Origin of the sequence: Sphingomonas faeni (assembly GCF_040407495.1) — a bacterium.
Lineage (GTDB): Bacteria > Pseudomonadota > Alphaproteobacteria > Sphingomonadales > Sphingomonadaceae > Sphingomonas > Sphingomonas faeni_D.
Window position 1 is genome coordinate 626,959 of sequence record NZ_JAPZPP010000003.1, and the last position, 16,602, is coordinate 643,560.

At 65.8% G+C, this 16,602-nt stretch carries 14 protein-coding genes; 9 read left to right on the forward strand and 5 right to left on the reverse strand.

Annotated elements, in window-relative coordinates:
- Nucleotides 1–42 precede the first annotated feature (42 nt).
- Both O6W96_RS12870 and O6W96_RS12875 read right to left on the reverse strand, forming a co-directional pair.
- On the reverse strand, nt 43–1,365 hold the full coding sequence (locus O6W96_RS12870; protein ID WP_353469913.1) for a sigma-54-dependent transcriptional regulator: 1,323 nt from the start codon (nt 1,363–1,365) through the stop codon (nt 43–45).
- A complete protein-coding gene (locus tag O6W96_RS12875) occupies nt 1,362–3,146 on the reverse strand; it encodes a sensor histidine kinase (protein ID WP_353469914.1) in 1,785 nt (594 codons plus the stop codon). The genes O6W96_RS12870 and O6W96_RS12875 overlap by 4 nt, the downstream gene beginning before the upstream one ends.
- Nucleotides 3,147–3,353: 207 nt before the next feature.
- Between O6W96_RS12875 and O6W96_RS12880 the strand changes: the two genes are divergently transcribed.
- The 4 genes from O6W96_RS12880 to O6W96_RS12895 all read left to right on the forward strand — a co-directional run bounded on the left by O6W96_RS12880 (nt 3,354) and on the right by O6W96_RS12895 (nt 8,792).
- The gene (locus O6W96_RS12880) at nt 3,354–4,697 is read left to right on the forward strand and encodes a dicarboxylate/amino acid:cation symporter (RefSeq protein WP_353469915.1); all 1,344 of its coding nucleotides are present in this window, start codon (nt 3,354–3,356) and stop codon (nt 4,695–4,697) included.
- Nucleotides 4,698–4,748: 51 nt separating this feature from the next.
- The gene (locus tag O6W96_RS12885; RefSeq protein ID WP_353469916.1) at nt 4,749–6,287 is read left to right on the forward strand and encodes an alginate export family protein; all 1,539 of its coding nucleotides are present in this window, start codon (nt 4,749–4,751) and stop codon (nt 6,285–6,287) included.
- Between the two features lie 221 nt (nt 6,288–6,508).
- Nucleotides 6,509–7,705, forward strand: a complete 1,197-nt coding sequence (locus tag O6W96_RS12890; protein ID WP_353469982.1) for an acyl-CoA dehydrogenase family protein — start codon at nt 6,509–6,511, stop codon at nt 7,703–7,705.
- A gap of 4 nt (nt 7,706–7,709) precedes the next feature.
- A complete protein-coding gene (locus O6W96_RS12895) occupies nt 7,710–8,792 on the forward strand; it encodes an acyl-CoA dehydrogenase family protein (protein WP_353469917.1) in 1,083 nt (360 codons plus the stop codon).
- 124 nt (nt 8,793–8,916) lie between these two features.
- Here O6W96_RS12895 and O6W96_RS12900 read toward each other — a convergent pair whose 3' ends face one another.
- Together O6W96_RS12900 and O6W96_RS12905 are read right to left on the reverse strand one after the other, a co-directional pair.
- The gene (locus O6W96_RS12900) at nt 8,917–9,234 is read right to left on the reverse strand and encodes a hypothetical protein (protein ID WP_353469918.1); all 318 of its coding nucleotides are present in this window, start codon (nt 9,232–9,234) and stop codon (nt 8,917–8,919) included.
- 51 nt (nt 9,235–9,285) lie between these two features.
- Nucleotides 9,286–10,215 (reverse strand): LysR family transcriptional regulator, encoded by a 930-nt coding sequence (locus tag O6W96_RS12905; RefSeq protein ID WP_353469919.1) that lies wholly within the window; start codon nt 10,213–10,215, stop codon nt 9,286–9,288.
- A 106-nt stretch (nt 10,216–10,321) separates the two neighbouring features.
- Between O6W96_RS12905 and O6W96_RS12910 the strand changes: the two genes are divergently transcribed.
- Nucleotides 10,322–11,848, forward strand: a complete 1,527-nt coding sequence (locus O6W96_RS12910; RefSeq protein ID WP_353469920.1) for a CoA-acylating methylmalonate-semialdehyde dehydrogenase — start codon at nt 10,322–10,324, stop codon at nt 11,846–11,848.
- An 88-nt stretch (nt 11,849–11,936) separates the two neighbouring features.
- Here O6W96_RS12910 and O6W96_RS12915 read toward each other — a convergent pair whose 3' ends face one another.
- The gene (locus O6W96_RS12915) at nt 11,937–12,260 is read right to left on the reverse strand and encodes a GIY-YIG nuclease family protein (protein WP_353469921.1); all 324 of its coding nucleotides are present in this window, start codon (nt 12,258–12,260) and stop codon (nt 11,937–11,939) included.
- 112 nt (nt 12,261–12,372) lie between these two features.
- Between O6W96_RS12915 and O6W96_RS12920 the strand changes: the two genes are divergently transcribed.
- From O6W96_RS12920 to mmsB, 4 genes are all read left to right on the forward strand, one after another.
- The gene (locus tag O6W96_RS12920; RefSeq protein WP_353469922.1) at nt 12,373–13,530 is read left to right on the forward strand and encodes an acyl-CoA dehydrogenase family protein; all 1,158 of its coding nucleotides are present in this window, start codon (nt 12,373–12,375) and stop codon (nt 13,528–13,530) included.
- Between the two features lie 115 nt (nt 13,531–13,645).
- Nucleotides 13,646–14,689 (forward strand): enoyl-CoA hydratase/isomerase family protein, encoded by a 1,044-nt coding sequence (locus O6W96_RS12925; protein WP_353469923.1) that lies wholly within the window; start codon nt 13,646–13,648, stop codon nt 14,687–14,689.
- Nucleotides 14,690–14,792: 103 nt separating this feature from the next.
- A complete protein-coding gene (locus tag O6W96_RS12930) occupies nt 14,793–15,569 on the forward strand; it encodes an enoyl-CoA hydratase (RefSeq protein WP_353469924.1) in 777 nt (258 codons plus the stop codon).
- Between the two features lie 160 nt (nt 15,570–15,729).
- Nucleotides 15,730–16,599 (forward strand): 3-hydroxyisobutyrate dehydrogenase, encoded by an 870-nt coding sequence (gene mmsB, locus O6W96_RS12935; RefSeq protein WP_353469925.1) that lies wholly within the window; start codon nt 15,730–15,732, stop codon nt 16,597–16,599.
- Nucleotides 16,600–16,602 lie beyond the last annotated feature (3 nt).

Consider the following 16,602-nt stretch of genomic DNA (forward strand, 5'->3'; position numbering starts at 1 on the left):
CCTGTAACCCTGGGTCCTGACTTTCGTCAGGATGACGGGGAATTACCCCTTGGTCGGGCGGTACGCCTCGACATCGATATCGTGGCGCTTGAGTTTGTCGTAGAACGTCTTTCGCGGGATGCCGAGCGCGGCCAAGGCCGAGCGGACGTCGCCGCTGACCTGCTGCAGCGTCGCGCGGATGGTGGCTTCCTCGAACTTGTCGACGCGGGCAGGCAGGGGGATGCCGTCTTCGTCCGAAGGCTCGTCCGCCTCCACGCGGAGGACGAGGCGCTTGGCGAGGTTGTCGAGTTCGCGGACGTTGCCCGGCCAGTCGTGCTGACCGAGATAGGCTAGCGTCGCGGTGTCGATCGTCGGGACCTCGCGGCCGAACCGTTCTGCTGCCTGATGGAGCAAATGGCCGAACAGCAGCGGTATGTCGTCGCGGCGTTCTCTGAGCGGCGGGATGCGCAGGCGGACCGCATCGAGGCGGAACAGGAGGTCGGCGCGGAATCGGCCTTCCTCGACCGCCTGTTCGAGACCGGGTTTGGCGGCGGCGATCACGCGCAGGTCGAGCGCGCGCGGGAGGTCGCCGCCGACCGGCATCACCTCGCGCTCCTCCAGCACGCGGAGCAGTTTCGCCTGAAACGCCGGCAGCGTGCTCTCGATCTCGTCGAGGAACAGCGTGCCGCGGTTCGAGGCCTCGATCCGGCCGGTGCGGGGCAGGCGGGAGTCGCCGTCGTGGCCGAACAGCTCGATCTCCGCGACCGCCTCGGGCAGCGCGGCGCAGTTGACCGCGACGAACGGGCGGGAGCGGCGGTTGCTCCAGCGATGGAGGAGGACCGCGACGAGTTCCTTGCCGGTGCCGGTCTCGCCTTCGACCAGCACGTCGATGTCGGCCTGGGCGATCTGGCGCATCGTTTCGCGGAGGCGGACCATCACCGGGGTCTCGCCGATCAGCGGTTCGGCGCCGATCGTTTCCTCGGCGGCGGCGCGAAGACGGCGGTTGTCGAGCACGAGGCGGCGCATTTCGAGCGCTCGGCGCGCGCCCGCGATCAGGTGATCGGTCGCGAAGGGTTTCGGGATGAAGTCGAACGCGCCGTTCTTCAGCGCGGCGACCGCCATCGCGACGTCGCCGTGGCCGGTCATCAGCAGCACCGGGATCTCGTGGTCGATCGCGGCGATCCGGCGGAAGAGTTCGAGGCCGTCCATCTTGGGCATGCGGATGTCGGACACCACCGCGCCGTCGAACCCGGCGGTCACGCGGGCGAGCGCGACGGTCGGGTCGCGCTCGGCGATCACCGCGATCCCGGCGAGTTCGAACGATTGCTCGAGCGCGCCGCGCAACACGTCGTCGTCGTCGACGAGCAGAACGGCTTGCTCGCTCATGCCTTCACCAGGATCATACGGAAAATGGCGCCTTCTGGAGCGGGGACCAGGTCGAGCGTGCCGCCGAACTCGGTCATGATGTCGCGCGCGATGCCGAGACCGAGCCCGAGGCCGTCCTTCTTGCTCGTCGCGAACGGGGTGAAGAGGTGGTCGGCGATATCGGCTTCGATGCCGGGACCGTTGTCGGCGACGGTCAGCACGACGTCGCGGCCTTTGCGCCCGACGGTGACGCTGACGCGCGCGTCGCGGCGGTCGGCGACCGCGTCGAGCGCATTCTGGAGGAGGTTGACCAGCACCTGCTCCAGGCGGACGCGACCGGCGATCACCGTCAGTCGCGCCTCGGGACCGTTCGGCAGGTCGAGCGTCACGCCCTTGGCGCGGAAGCGGTCGCCGATCAGCAGGCGGACGCCGTCGATCGCTTCGTCGAGCGCGACGGGGCCGATCGAGCCTGCACCGCGCCGGGCATAGCGTCTGAGCCCAGCGGTGATCGTGCCGATCCGGCTGGTGAGGTCGACGATCGACTGGAGATTGGTCGCGGCGCGTGCCGGTTCGTTGCGGTCGAGGAAGGCGGCGGCATTGTCGGCGAAGGTGCGGATCGCGGCGACGGGCTGGTTGATTTCATGCGCGACGCTGGCGGTGATCGTGCCGATCGAGCCGACGCGGTTGGCGTGCGCGAGTTCTTCGCGTGCTTGGCGGAAGCGCTGGTCGGACGCCTCGCGCTGCTCGACCTCGATCTGAAGGCGGTCGGCGGTGGCGCGGAGCTCGGCGGTGCGGCGGGCGACCTCCGCCTCCAGTTCCGCGCGTGCGCCGACGTTGCGCTTGCGCCGCTCGTACAGCCACCACGCGCCGAGCATGGCCGCGATCGTCAGCATCGCGGCGATCGCGGTGGCCCAGCGCGTGCGCGCGGCGGCGGTGCGCAGGGCAGCGTCGAGCGGCTCCATATGCACCAGCCGCCAGCCGGAGATCGGTACCGGCAGCGAGACGGTGATCGCAGGCGATCCGTCGGTCAGCCGTGAGACCCCCTCGGCAAGCGTCAGTGGGGCGGGGGCCAATGGCGACGTCCCGAACTGGCGCGTCTCGACCAGCTCGGCGCGGCGCGAAGGCGAGAGCGGGCGGGTGGTGCGAAATTCCAGCTTCGGATCGCTGGAGATCAGGATGATGCCGTCGGGATCGGTGACGAAGGTCGCCATCCGGTCCTGGATCCACGCGCGCGCGATCTTCGCGAACTCGACCTTGACCACGACCACGCCGAGCGGTCGACCGGCGCGGTCGATTCGTCGCGACAGGTACAGGCCGGGTCGCCCGCTGACGCTGCCGAGCGCGAAGAACTCGGTTGCGCCCGACGCCATCGCCTTGGTGAAATAATCGCGGAACCGGTAGTCGTGGCCGAGGAAGCTGTCGGGGCGGTCGGCGTTCGAGGCGGCGATCGTCATGCCCTGCGTATCCAGCGCGTAGATCACCGGGGCACCGGTGCGTTCGGCCAGCAGCGCGAGCTTGGTGTTGAGCGCGGGGTCGACCTTGCCCGACGCGAGTGCCGCGCGGACGTCGGGGTATTCGCCGAGCATGATCGGCAACAGGCGGTAGGTCTGCAGCTCCGCTTCGAGCAGGCGGAGGTTGCTCCGCGTCTGCTGGACCGCGCGCATCCGCACGCCCGCGCGTGCGTCTTCGGCTGCGCGCTGGCCGTAGATCGAGGCGACTCCTGCGACGATCGTGCCAAGCGCCGCGAACGCCATCAGCACCGTCAACGCCGTGATGAAAAGGGAAGATCGGAGTCGCGTCATTTTGTGCGGATTATCACACACCCGGCGGCCGCGCCATTGGTGAAACGCGGCGATTTTCACACGTCCGAACAACGGGTATGCTGATAAATGGCTAAAAACCAACGTTCTAAGCGCTGAAGGCGCTGCTCTTGTAGTCCTGGGTTCGGCCCGGCATTACCGTCGCACATAACGTCCCGCGTGAGTGGACGAGAATACCAGGAGGCGATGTTGACCCTACCCACCCAGACATATGGCGTCGCGGAAACGCCCGCGCGAAAGCGCTGGAGCGGCCAGCTCTATATCCAGGTCCTGATCGCGATCGCGCTTGGCGCGGCGCTCGGGCATTTCTATCCGACGTACGGCGCGGCGCTGAAGCCGCTCGGCGATGCGTTCATCAAGCTGGTGAAGATGATCATCGCCCCGGTGATCTTCCTGACGCTCGTCACCGGCATCGCCGGGATGAAGGAGCTCGGCTCGGTCGGTCGCGTCGCGGGCAAGGCGTTCGCCTACTTCCTGTTCTTCTCGACGCTGGCGCTGATCGTCGGGCTCATCGTGGCCAACGTCGTCCAGCCGGGCGCGGGGATGAACATCGACGCCGCCACGCTCGATACCAAGGGCATCGCCGACTACACGGTGAAGGCGCACGAGACGACGATCACCGGGTTCCTGATGAGCATCATCCCGGACACGATGGTCAGCGCGTTCACGGAAGGTAACATCCTCCAGATCCTGCTCGTCGCGATCCTGTTCGGTATCTCGCTGAGCCTGGTCGGCGAGCCTGCCAAGCCGGTGCTGAACTTCCTCGAGCGCCTCAGCCTGATTGTCTTCAAGCTGGTCGGCATCCTGATGCGCGCAGCCCCGCTCGGCGCGTTTGGTGCGATCGCGTTCACCATCGGCAAATACGGGATCGGCAGCCTTGCCAATCTCGGCGCGCTGGTCGCGACCTTCTATCTTACCGCGGCGCTGTTCGTAATCGTCGTCCTCGGCACCGTCGCGCGGCTGACCGGCTTTTCGATCTTCAAGCTGATCCGTTATCTGAAGGCCGAGCTGCTGCTGGTGCTCGGAACGTCGTCGTCGGAAGCCGCGCTGCCGAACCTGATCCAGAAGATGGAAGCGGCAGGCTGCGAGAAGTCGGTCGTCGGGCTGGTCGTCCCGACCGGCTATTCGTTCAATCTCGACGGCACCAACATCTACATGACTCTGGCGGCGCTGTTCATTGCGCAGGCGACCAACACGCACCTGACGCTCGGTCAGGAGTTGCTGCTGCTAGTCGTCGCGATGATCTCCTCGAAGGGTGCGGCGGGCGTTACCGGCGCGGGCTTCATCACCTTGGCCGCGACACTGTCGATCGTGCCGACCGTGCCGATTGCGGGCATGGCGCTGATCCTCGGCGTCGATCGCTTCATGAGCGAGTGCCGCAGCCTCACCAACTTCATCGGCAACGCGGTCGCGACGATCGTCGTCGCCCGCTGGGAAGGTGGTCTTGACCGCGACAAGCTCGACGCTGCCTTGTCGGGCAAGCTTCCCGAGTTCGTGCCGGCGGCGATCCCCGCCGCTGCTACCGCCCACTGACGCGTACGGGGCCGGTTCGCCGGTCCCGCGTCCTGTACCGGATATTTGCTTATGACCTCGATGACGATCCGCCGCATGGCGTATGCGGCCGGCTTTGCCGCGTCTGCACTTCTGACCCTGGCCTTCTCGAGCGCGGCCATGGCGCAGGCCGAAGCGCCGCCCTCGCGACAGGCGAATGCCGGCGCCAAGGATGTGTCGAGCACCGCCGAGGCCTCGCCGATCGCCGAAAGCTATCCCAATGCCGCGATCGGCGACGGCGTGACGGCGGGTGGCTACAACCAGTCGCGCTGGGCGGAGGACTGGTCGAAGCTGCGCGATCCGAAGAAGCGCAAGGACATCGTCGACCAGCTGAAGTTCATTTCGCTCGCTGGCGACGGCGACGTCTATCTGACGCTGTCGGGCGAGGCGCGGTTCCGCGTCAACGAGACCACCAACCCCAACCTGCGCGATGCCGAGGCACAGCGGCAGGACATCCTTCGCCTGTTCGGTGGTGCCGACCTGCATGTCGGCCAGCACCTTCGCTTCTACGGTGAACTCGCGCACGGTACTCTGGAAGGGCGGAATCTCGGCACCGCGCTGCCGAACCTGCGCAACAAGCTGGCCGTGCAGCAGGCATTCGTCGATCTGACCGGGACGGTCGCCGATGTCGACGTTGGGGTGCGCTATGGCCGCCAGACCTTTGCCGACGGGCCGAACCTGATGGTCGTGCCGCGCGACAACAACACGTTGTTCTTCGGCTTCAACGGCTTCCGTGCCTGGGCGCGCACCGCTGGTGTCCGCGCTGACGTGTTCGACTTCAAGCCGACCGCCTACGGCAATGGCGGTACTCAGGACGACAATGCGGAGAGCGCGCGGCGGTTCTCGGGCATCTCGACGGGTATTGTCGTGCCGGAGACCCTGTTCGGCGGCTCGAAGCTGTACGTCGATCCGTTCCTCTGGCGCCTGCGCAACCGCGCGGCGGTATGGGGTACGACCAACGCGCGCGAAGTCCGTAATTTCTACGGCTTGCACGTCTGGGGTGACGCGGGGCCAGTCAACCTCGACTGGACGATCAACTATCAGGGCGGGTCCTACGACAACCGCTCGATCAAGGCGTGGCTCCTGCTGCTCGCCCAGACTTACAAGATCGGTGACAGCAAGACCGCGCCACGCGTCGGCTTCCATGCGGATTATGCGAGCGGTGGCGGGGCGTATGGCAACGGTACCTTGCGCACCTCGCTCGCGCCGTTCGGCAACAACATCTATTACAGCTATCAGCTGTTCGCGACGCCGACCAATCTGATCGCGCTGGCGCCCAACGTGACCTTCACGCCGTTCGGCAAGCTGCGCATGACCGCGGAGTATCAGCGCTCGTGGCGCGATACGACGAGCGATGCGGTGTACCGTGCGAACGGCACCGCGTTTGCCGGCACGCAGAATTTCGGGGGCAAGAAGATCGCCGATACGCTGCGGTTCCAGGCGGTGTATCCGTTCACCTCGCGACTGTCGTTCACCGGGCGCTACGAGCATCTGATCGCGGGGCCTGCGCTGACGAATGCCGGCTACAAGAACTCCGACTTCCTCGCGGGCTGGATCAGCTACCGGTTCTGATCCGCTCCGTCATCCTGACGAAAGTCAGGACCCAGAGCCAAGGCCGTCAGCGTCTGTGACCCTGGGTCCTGACTTTCGTCAGGATGACGAGTGGGCGGCGATACCGTTCGGATTAACCTGCGTCGTTCGACGCTGCCTTTTCTTCGTTTCGGACCATACCGGTCCTTCAATTTCACGTTCGACTGTGGCACACAGGCTCCAACATCAGGAGTCACATGGCCATGGATCTCAGCTTTACGCGCGAGGAAGAAGCGTTCCGCGAGGAAGTCCGCAGCTTCTTCCGCGACAAACTTCCCGCCCGCCTCTCGACTCTGGTCCGCGAGGGCAAGCGGCTGCGCAAATCGGACATGGAGGAATGGCACGCGATCCTCAACGAGCGCGGCTGGCTGGCGAACCATTGGCCCGAGGAGTGGGGCGGCCCCGGCTGGAGCGTAATCCAGCGCTTCATCTTCGACAATGAGTCCGCGCTCGCGCACGCTCCCCGCGTGGTCCCGTTCGGCGTTAACATGCTGGGCCCGGTGCTGATCAAATACGGCTCCGAAGAGCAGAAGAAGCAGTGGCTGCCACGCATCCTCGACGGCTCCGACTGGTGGTGCCAGGGGTACTCGGAGCCGGGCGCGGGCTCCGATCTCGCGGGCCTGAAGACTACCGCGGTCCGGAAGGGCGACGTCTATGTCGTCAACGGTCAGAAGACCTGGACGACACTTGGCCAGCATGCCGACATGATCTTCTGCCTCGTCCGCACTGACCCCGCCGCGAAGAAGCAGGAGGGCATCTCGTTCCTGCTGATCGACATGAAGTCGCCCGGCATCGAAGTCCGCCCGATCACGCTGATCGATGGCGAGCAGGAGGTGAACGAGGTGTTCTTCACCGACGTCGAGGTGCCCGTCGCCAACCTCGTCGGCGAAGAGAATATGGGCTGGACCTACGCCAAATACCTGCTGACCTACGAGCGCACCAACATCGCCGGCGTCGGCTTCTCGATCGCGTCGTTCGAGCGGCTGAAGGAAGTCGCGCAGATGCAGAAGAAGGGCGGGCGGGCCTTGGCGGACGATCCGCTGTTCGCGGCAAGGATGGCGCGGGTCGAGATCGATCTCGCGAACATGCAGACGACCAACCTGCGCGTGCTGGCGGCAGTCGCGGGTGGCGGTGCGCCTGGTGCGGAAAGCTCGATGCTCAAAATCAAGGGCACCGAGATCCGCCAGGAGATCACCTCGCTGACGCGTCGCGCTTACGGCTCGTATGCGGCGCCCTACATACCCGAAGCTCTGGAGGCAGGCTGGAACGGCGAGGATGTTGGCCCGGAGGACGCGGCGATGGCGGCGCCGAGCTATTTCAACAACCGCAAACTGTCGATCTTCGGCGGGTCGAACGAGATCCAGAAGAACATCATCTCCAAAGCCATCCTGGGTCTGTGATACCATGAACTTCGAACACACCGACGACCGCCGCATGCTCGCCGACACGCTCGTGCGGGCGTTGCGCGACGGCTATCCGATCGAGACGCGCAATGCGGGCGCGTATGGCGAGGCGGGGTACGACCCGGCGGTCTGGCAGCAGTTGACCGAACTCGGCATCGTCTCCGCGCTGTTCGACGAGGCGGCGGGCGGCTTCGGCGGCAGCGGGTTCGACATCATGGTGGTATTCGAGGCGCTCGGCCGCGCGCTGGTGGTCGAGCCGTTCCTGGGCGCGCTCATGGCAGGGCGTGCGCTGGCGAAGGCTGGCGGGCATGACGGGACGCTCGCCGGGATCGTGTCCGGCGAGACGATCGCCGCGTTCGCGTACGACGACGGCGCGACGCCGGTGACCGCGGCGAAGAGTGGCGATGGCTGGACGCTGAGAGGGACGAAGGCGGTTGTCTCGCAGGCGGGTGCGGCATCGGTGTTTGTCGTAACGGTCGAGCAGGATGGCGACCCGCTGGTATTGCTCGTACCGGCGGATACGGCGGGGGTGTCGGTTCGCAGCTTCAATGTCGTCGAAGGTGGCGCAGCCGGGGACGTGACGTTCGAGAACGTGACGCTTGGCGCGGATGCGCGCGTCGGTGGCGACGGGCGGGGGCAGGCGATCGTCGACGCGGCGGTCGGGGCGGGGTTGCTCGCGCTGTCGGCCGAAGCGGTCGGCGCGATGGAGTTCGTCAAGGAAGCGACGCTCGGCTACCTTCGCGACCGGAAACAGTTCGGCGTGCCGATCGGCAAGTTCCAGGCGCTCCAGCACCGGATGGCGACGGTGTTGCTCGAGATCGAGCAGGCGCACTCGGCAGTGATCAACGCCGCGTCGGCGTTCGATGGCGACGATGCGAAGGCGCGCGAGCGGGCTTTGGCAGCGGCGAAATACACGATCGGGCGTACTGGTGCGCTGGTCGCCGAGGAGACGATCCAGCTCCACGGCGGCATCGGCATGACGTGGGAATATGCGGTGTCGCACTACGCCAAGCGGCTGGTGATGATCGACCACCAGCTCGGCGACGAAGACCACCACCTCCAGCGCTACATCGCGCTGGGGTGAGCGCCCGTTACCCCTGATGCGCTCCGTCACCCTGACGAAAGTCAAGGCTCAGGGTTACGGTCGTCGTCCTTTGTGGCTCTGGGTCCTGACTTTCGTCAGGATGACGGTGTGGGAATGACGCGAATTACCGCCGACGCTTCCCGATCATCGGTCGCATCCGCACGCCGAGACAGATCACCGTCGGCCACAATAGCGTGTTGAGGATATCCAGCGAGGTATCCTCCCACCGCCAAGACCCGAACGTCAGGCGGTCCATGATCTCGTTGAACGCCTCGCCCGCGACAACGACCCACCACGGAATGAACGTCCCGAACGATCGCCGCGTCACCAGTCGCGCGAGCATCAACAGCGCCATGCCGGCGTGGATGTGCAGGATCGTGTCGGGCAGCCCAGTGCCGTCGCCGATCCAGTCGATCATCTTGTGGTAGAGGGTCGGGATCACGCTGGTACTCCGGACGAACAGGATATCGCCGCGGCGCGCGCTATACGGGGCTCACCTCGGCGCGGCAATCGATGCGCCGGTCGATCGGAGCGTGGCGCCCAGCATCAGCGGCTTCAGGTCGCCGACGGTCATAGTCAGCCAGGCGATGAACCGGTCAATGCGCGCGATCCGGCGGACATCACGGTGAACGACCAGCCAGAACGAGCGCCGGATATCGATCGCCTCCGGGAGCACGCGGACCAATCCTGGTATTACGTCCCCGATGAAGCAGGGCAGGATCCCGCATCCCGCCCCCGTGGCAACCAGTTCGGCCTGTGCGACGATGCTCGAACTGCGGATCGAGGCATCGAGCCGGCTATCGATCTCCGCCAGATAACGGAGCTCGGGCGCATAGATCATGTCCGGGACGTAGCCGATCAGCCGGTGGCGCATCAGGTCGGCTGTCGTCGCGATCGGCCCCGTCCGTGCGAGGTGATCGGGATGCGCGTAGAGGCCGAGGTGATAGTCCGTCAGCTTTCGCGCCACCAGCGGCCCGCTTTTCGGCCGCGCGAGCATCACGGCGATGTCCGCCTCGCGCCGCGAGGGATTGAGGAATCCGGTCGATGCAATCAGGTCGACCGCGATCCGCGGATGCTGGTTGGTGAACGACGCGAGGCGTGGCGCGAGGATGCGGCTGCCGAAGCCTTCCGAGACGCTCAACCGGATCGGCCCCGCGAGCACGCCGGCGTCGTTGCCGACGACTTCCTGGATGCCGAGCGCGGACGCCTCCATCGTCTCGGCATGGTCGAGCAGCGCCGCGCCGCGCTCGGTCAGCGCGTATCCCGCCACGGTCTGCTCGAACAACGTCGTCTGGAGTCGGCGCTCCAGCCGTTGCAGCCGTCGTGAGACCGTCGTCGCGTCCTGCCCGAGCAGTTTCGCGGCTGGCCCGAGCCTGTGCGTGCGTGCCAGAGCGAGGAAATACCGGACGTCGTCCCAATCCATGAACGCCTCACCCCATGCTGCATATCTGCAGAGCGTATCTGCAAACAGCCCCACTTGGCTGCGAAACGCTTATGGCCGACGATGCCGACAACTAGAAGAGGATGCCATGCGGACTATCGAGAATTTCGTTAGCGGTGCGGCCAGCACGGCCGAGCGCTTCGGCGACGTGTTCGACCCGAATTCGGGCGAGGTGCAGGCGCGGGTGCGGCTGTCGGGCGCGACCGATCTGGACCGCGCGGTTGCTGCCGCGCAGCGGGCGCAGCCGGGGTGGGCCGCGACTAACCCTCAACGGCGTGCTCGCGTGATGTTCGAGTTCAAGCGGCTCGTCGAGGCGAACATGGACGAACTCGCGCGGTTGCTGTCGTCCGAGCACGGCAAGGTGATCGCGGATTCGAAGGGTGACATCCAGCGCGGGCTCGAGGTCATCGAGTTCTGCTGCGGCATTCCGCACATCCTCAAGGGCGAATATACGCAGGGCGCGGGGCCGGGGATCGACGTGTATTCGATGCGCCAGCCGCTCGGCATCGGCGCGGGGATCACGCCGTTCAACTTCCCGGCGATGATCCCGCTGTGGATGTCGGGCGTGGCGATCGCGACGGGTAACGCGTTCATCTTGAAGCCCAGCGAGCGCGATCCGTCGGTGCCGGTGCGGCTCGGCGAGTTGTTCGTCGAGGCGGGGCTGCCCGAGGGCATCTTTCAGGTCGTCCACGGCGACAAGGAAATGGTCGACGCGATCCTCGATCATCCGGCGATCTCGGCGGTGAGCTTCGTCGGCTCGTCCGACATCGCGCATTACGTTTATCGGCGCGGTGTCGAGGCGGGCAAGCGCGTCCAGGCGATGGGCGGCGCGAAGAACCACGGCATCGTCATGCCCGACGCGGATCTCGATCAGGTCGTCGCCGACCTGTCGGGCGCGGCGTTCGGGAGCGCGGGCGAGCGCTGCATGGCGCTGCCGGTGGTGGTGCCGGTCGGCGAGAAGACCGCGATCGCGCTGCGGGAGAAGCTGATCCCGGCGATCGCGGCTTTGCGCGTCGGCGTGTCGACCGACAACGACGCGCATTACGGCCCGGTGGTGAATGCGGCGCATCGCACCCGAATCGAGAACTGGATCCAGACCGGCGTCGACGAAGGCGCGGAACTGGTCGTCGACGGGCGCGGGTTCGCGTTGCAGGGGCATGAGAAGGGGTTCTTCATCGGGCCGTCGCTGTTCGACCACGTTACGACGGAGATGTCAGCGTATAAGGAGGAGATCTTCGGGCCTGTGCTCCAGATCGTCCGCGCCGCCGATTTCGAGGAGGCGGTGCGGCTGCCGAGCGAGCATCAATACGGCAACGGCGTCGCGATCTTCACGCGCAACGGCCACGCCGCGCGCGAGTTCGCGGCGCGGGTGAATGTGGGCATGGTCGGCATCAACGTGCCGATCCCGGTGCCGGTCGCGTATCATACGTTTGGTGGGTGGAAGCGCTCGGCGTTCGGCGACACCAACCAGCATGGGATGGAGGGCGTGAAGTTCTGGACCAAGGTCAAGACGATCACGCAGCGTTGGCCGGACGGGTCGGCGCTGCCGGCGATGGCTGAGGATGGCGGTCCGGCGCGGAATAACGACGCGTTCGTTATTCCGACGATGGGGTGATTGGGGTGAGCTTCCCTTCTTCCGTTATCCTGATCAACGTCAGGACCCAGAGCCACGAGCGTATGGGCTCGTGGCTCTGGGTCCCGGGTCAAGCCCGGGATGACGGCTGGGGGAGCGGCGGGAAGCCCCAATCCTCTGCCAGATCGCGCCAAGTCGGGTTGCTCGCCTCGATCAGTTCGATTTTCCAGGCGCGGTGCCAGTTCTTCAACTGCTTCTCGCGAGCTATGACCCCCTCCATCGTGTCCGCCATCTCGAACCAAACGAGCCGTTTGACGCCGTATATTCGCGTAAAGCCGCCAAAGGATCCTGCACGGTGCTGAACGATCCGCGCCATCAGGTTGGACGTGACGCCGATATACAGCGTCCCGTTGCGCCAGCTGGCGAGGATGTAGACAGCCGGTTGCCGATCCACGTCATTTCCCCCAATCGTCATCCTGACGCACGTCAGGACCCAGAGCCACGAACACCGGCGTCCGTGACACTGGGTACCGGGTCAAGCCCGGCATGACGGAGATAGGACCACGATGAACCAGTTCACCTCCAACCAGTTCGACCTCACCGACGACCAGCGCGAGATCCAGGAATTGGCGCGCCGATTCACCGCCGATCGCATCACCCCGCATGCGGCCGAGTGGGACGAGAAGCACATCTTTCCGCGCGACACGATCAAGGCGGCGGCCGAACTCGGCTTCGCGGCGATCTACGTCAGCGAGGAAAGCGGCGGGATTGCGCTCGGGCGGCTCGAAGCTGCGCTGATCATGGAGGCGATGTCGTATGGGTGTCCTTCGACGTCGGCGTTCATCAGCATCCATAACATGGCCGCTTGGATGATCGACCGGTTCGGATCGCAGGGCGTGAAGGACAAGTATCTTCCCAGCATGGTGACGATGGACCGGCTCGGGAGCTATTGCCTGACCGAGCCGGGGTCGGGTTCCGACGCGGCGGCGCTGAAGACGCGTGCGGTTCGCGACGGCGACGACTGGATCGTGACGGGCTCGAAGCAGTTCATCTCGGGCGCGGGCGAGAACGAGGTGTACGTGACGATGGTCCGCACCGGTGAGGACGGGCCGAAGGGCATCTCGTGCCTGGTGATCGAGAAGGATATGCCGGGCGTGTCGTTCGGCGCGAACGAGAAGAAGCTCGGCTGGCATTCGCAGCCGACGCGGCAGGTGATCTTCGATGGCGTCCGCGTGCCGGCGGCGAACATGGTCGGCGGCGAGGGCGAGGGCTTTCGGATCGCGATGATGGGGCTCGATGGCGGGCGACTGAACATCGGTGCGTGCTCACTTGGGGGGGCGCAGCGGTGTTTGGACGAGGCGATTTCTTATACCAAGGACCGGAAACAGTTCGGCAAGGCGATCGCGGATTTCCAGAACACGCAGTTCATGCTGGCGGACATGGCGACCGAACTGGAGGCGGCGCGGGCGCTGCTCTACATCGCGGCGGCGAAGGTGACGGCGAACGCGCCCGACAAGACCAAGTTTGCGGCGATGGCGAAGCGGCTGGCGACCGATACCGGCTCGTCGGTGGTCGACCGCGCGTTGCAGCTGCATGGCGGGTATGGGTATCTGCAGGATTATCCGATCGAACGCTTCTGGCGTGACCTGCGCGTGCATTCGATCCTTGAGGGGACGAACCAAGTGATGCGGATGATCGTCGGTCGCGAGCTGACGCGGCAGTGAGTCCGCGCAGCTTTGCTTATTACTTCTACTCCGCGCCTCCGCGTCTCCGCGTGAATCAAGAATTTTTTCACGCGGAGACGCGGAGGCGCGGAGATGGTGTTCGGGAGGTGAACGCGTGACCGATGATCTGATCGTCGAGAGTGAAGGGCCTGTCGGCCGTATTCGTCTCAATCGGCCGATGGCTTTGCACGCGTTGAATCTGGCGATGTGTGAAGGCGTGATCGAGGCGCTGGAAGCTTGGCGTGGCGATGCGGCGGTCGAGGCGATCGTGGTCGATCATGCCGAGGGGCGTGGGTTCTGCGCTGGCGGGGATATCCGCATGCTTGCCGCGTCCGGCGCGACCGATGGCGTCGAGGCGCGGGCGTTCTTTCATGCTGAGTACCGCATGAACCATCGGCTGTTCACCTATGCCAAGCCGATTGTCGCGTTCATGGACGGCATCACGATGGGCGGCGGCGTCGGCCTTGCGCTGCCGTGCCGGTTTCGCGTGGCGACCGAGAACACCAAGTTCGCGATGCCTGAGACGGGGATCGGGTTGTTTCCGGATGTCGGTGGCGGCTGGTATCTGTCGCGGTTGCCGGGGCGGATCGGGCAGTATCTGGCGCTGACCGGGCACCGGCTCGATGGCGCGGAGTGTCTCGCGCTTGGGTTGGCGACGCAGTATCTGGCGGGCGATACGCTCGATACCGCCAAGGCGCGGATTGCGGAGACTCCACAGAATATTGCGGAAATGCTCGACGCGCTGGCCACTACGGCTCCCGACGCGAAGATCCTAGCGCGCAAGGACGATATCGACCGGTTGTTCGCGTCGGACGTGCTGGAAGAGATCTATGCCGCGCTCGAAGCCGATGGTGGTGAGTGGGCCACGCAGACACTTGCGACGCTGAAAACCAAATCGCCGCAGACGATGAAGGTCTCGCTCCGGCTGCTCCACGAGGGCGCGGCGATGGCGAGTTTCGCGGACGAGATGCGGCAGGAATATGCGGTCGGCGCGCATGTCGTGCAGCGGCATGACTTTATCGAGGGCGTGCGGGCGGTGATCGTCGACAAGGACAATGCGCCGCGCTGGGATCCGGCGACGCCCGAGGATGTGACCGATCACGTGATCGACCAGATTTTCGCGCCGCTGCCGGAGCATGAGGCGTGGACGCCGGGCTGACTCGTCATCCTGACGAAAGTCAGGATCCAGCGTTACAGATGCCCACATGTGTGGCTCTGGATCCTGGATCGAGTCCAGGATGACGTAGTAATTGGAGAACGAAATGGCTGACTACGAAACGATCCTGGTCGAGCAGCGCGGTGGCGTCACGCTCGTCACGCTGAACCGCCCGCAGGCGCTGAACGCGCTCAATTCGCAGGTGCTCGCCGACCTGATCGCCGCGTTCGCCGCGTTCGATGCGGATGCGTCGCAGGGGTGCGCGGTGCTCACCGGCTCGGCCAAAGCGTTCGCGGCGGGGGCGGATATCAAGGAGATGCAGGCGCAGGGCTTCGCGGAGATGTACGCGAGCAACTTCTTCGCAGGCTGGGAGCATTTCACGCGGACGCGCAAGCCGGTCATCGCGGCGGTCGCGGGTTATGCGCTCGGCGGCGGGTGCGAGCTGGCGATGATGTGCGACTTCATCCTTGCTGCCGATACCGCCAAGTTCGGCCAGCCCGAAATCAAGCTCGCCGTGTCGCCGGGGATGGGCGGATCGCAGCGCCTCACGCGCGCGGTCGGCAAGGCCAAGGCTATGGAGATGTGCCTGACCGGGCGGATGATGGACGCCGCCGAAGCCGAGCGTGCGGGCCTTGTCTCGCGGATCGTGCCGGCGGACGAGCTGGTCGAGGAGGCGGTGAAGACCGCGACCACGATCGCGGCGATGGCGCCGCTGGCGGTGCTGGCGAACAAGGAAATGGTCAACGCCGCGTTCGAGACGGGCCTCGCGATGGGCGTCCAGTTCGAGCGGCGGCTGTTCCACGGGCTGTTCGGGACCGCGGACCAGAGCGAAGGCATGGCTGCATTCGTCGAGAAGCGCGCCGGGACCTGGACGGGGAAGTAACGCGCCCGTCGCCGCCGCTCGTCATCCTGACGAAAGTCAGGACCCAGGGTTACGGGCGGGCGCGTTGTTGGGCTCTGGGTCCTGACTTTCGTCAGGATGACGGGGGTGGTTACGGATCGCGAGCGACACAGTCGCGGCGGCTAAGATTAGGAGAGAGAACATGGCACGGATCGGTTTCATCGGGCTCGGCAACATGGGCGGCGGGATGGCGGCGAACCTCGCCAAGAAGGGCCATGACGTCCGCGCGTTCGACCTGAGCGCCGACGCGCTGGACAAGGCTAAGGCCGCCGGATGCCTGCCGGTCACGTCCGCCGCCGAAGCCGCGGACGGTGCCGAGGCGATCGTGACGATGCTCCCCGCCGGCAAGCATGTCGCCGAGGTCTATGACGCGCTGTTCGCCGTCGCGTCGCCCTCCGCGATCCTGATCGACTGTTCGACGATCGACGTCGCTACCGCCAAGCAGGTCGCCGTCGCTGCGCAGGCGAAGGGGCTTGTCGCGGTCGACGCGCCCGTCTCGGGCGGGATCGGCGCGGCGAATGCGGGGACGCTGACCTTCATGGTCGGCGGCTCGGCGGAGGCGTTCGACCGAACACAGGCGATCTTGGCGGACATGGGCAAGGCGGTGATTCACGCGGGCGCGAACGGTGCGGGGCAGGCGGCGAAGATCTGCAACAACATGATCCTCGGCGCGACGATGATCGCCACCTGCGAGGCGTTCGTGCTGGCGGAGAAGTTGGGCCTCGATGCGCAGGCATTCTACGATATCGCCAGCGTGTCGTCGGGGCAGAGCTGGTCGATGACGACGTACGCGCCGCTGCCCGGTATCGGCCCCGATACGCCCGCGGATCATGACTATCAGGGCGGCTTTGCGGCGGCGCTGATGCTGAAAGACCTGCGGCTTGCGATGGCGGCGGCAAGGGATACCGGTGCGGATACGCCGATGGGCGCGAAGGCCGCCGAGCGTTACGAGGCGTTTGCCGAGGCCGGTCAGGGTGGGCTCGACTTTTCGGCGATCATTCGCACGCTCTGAGCC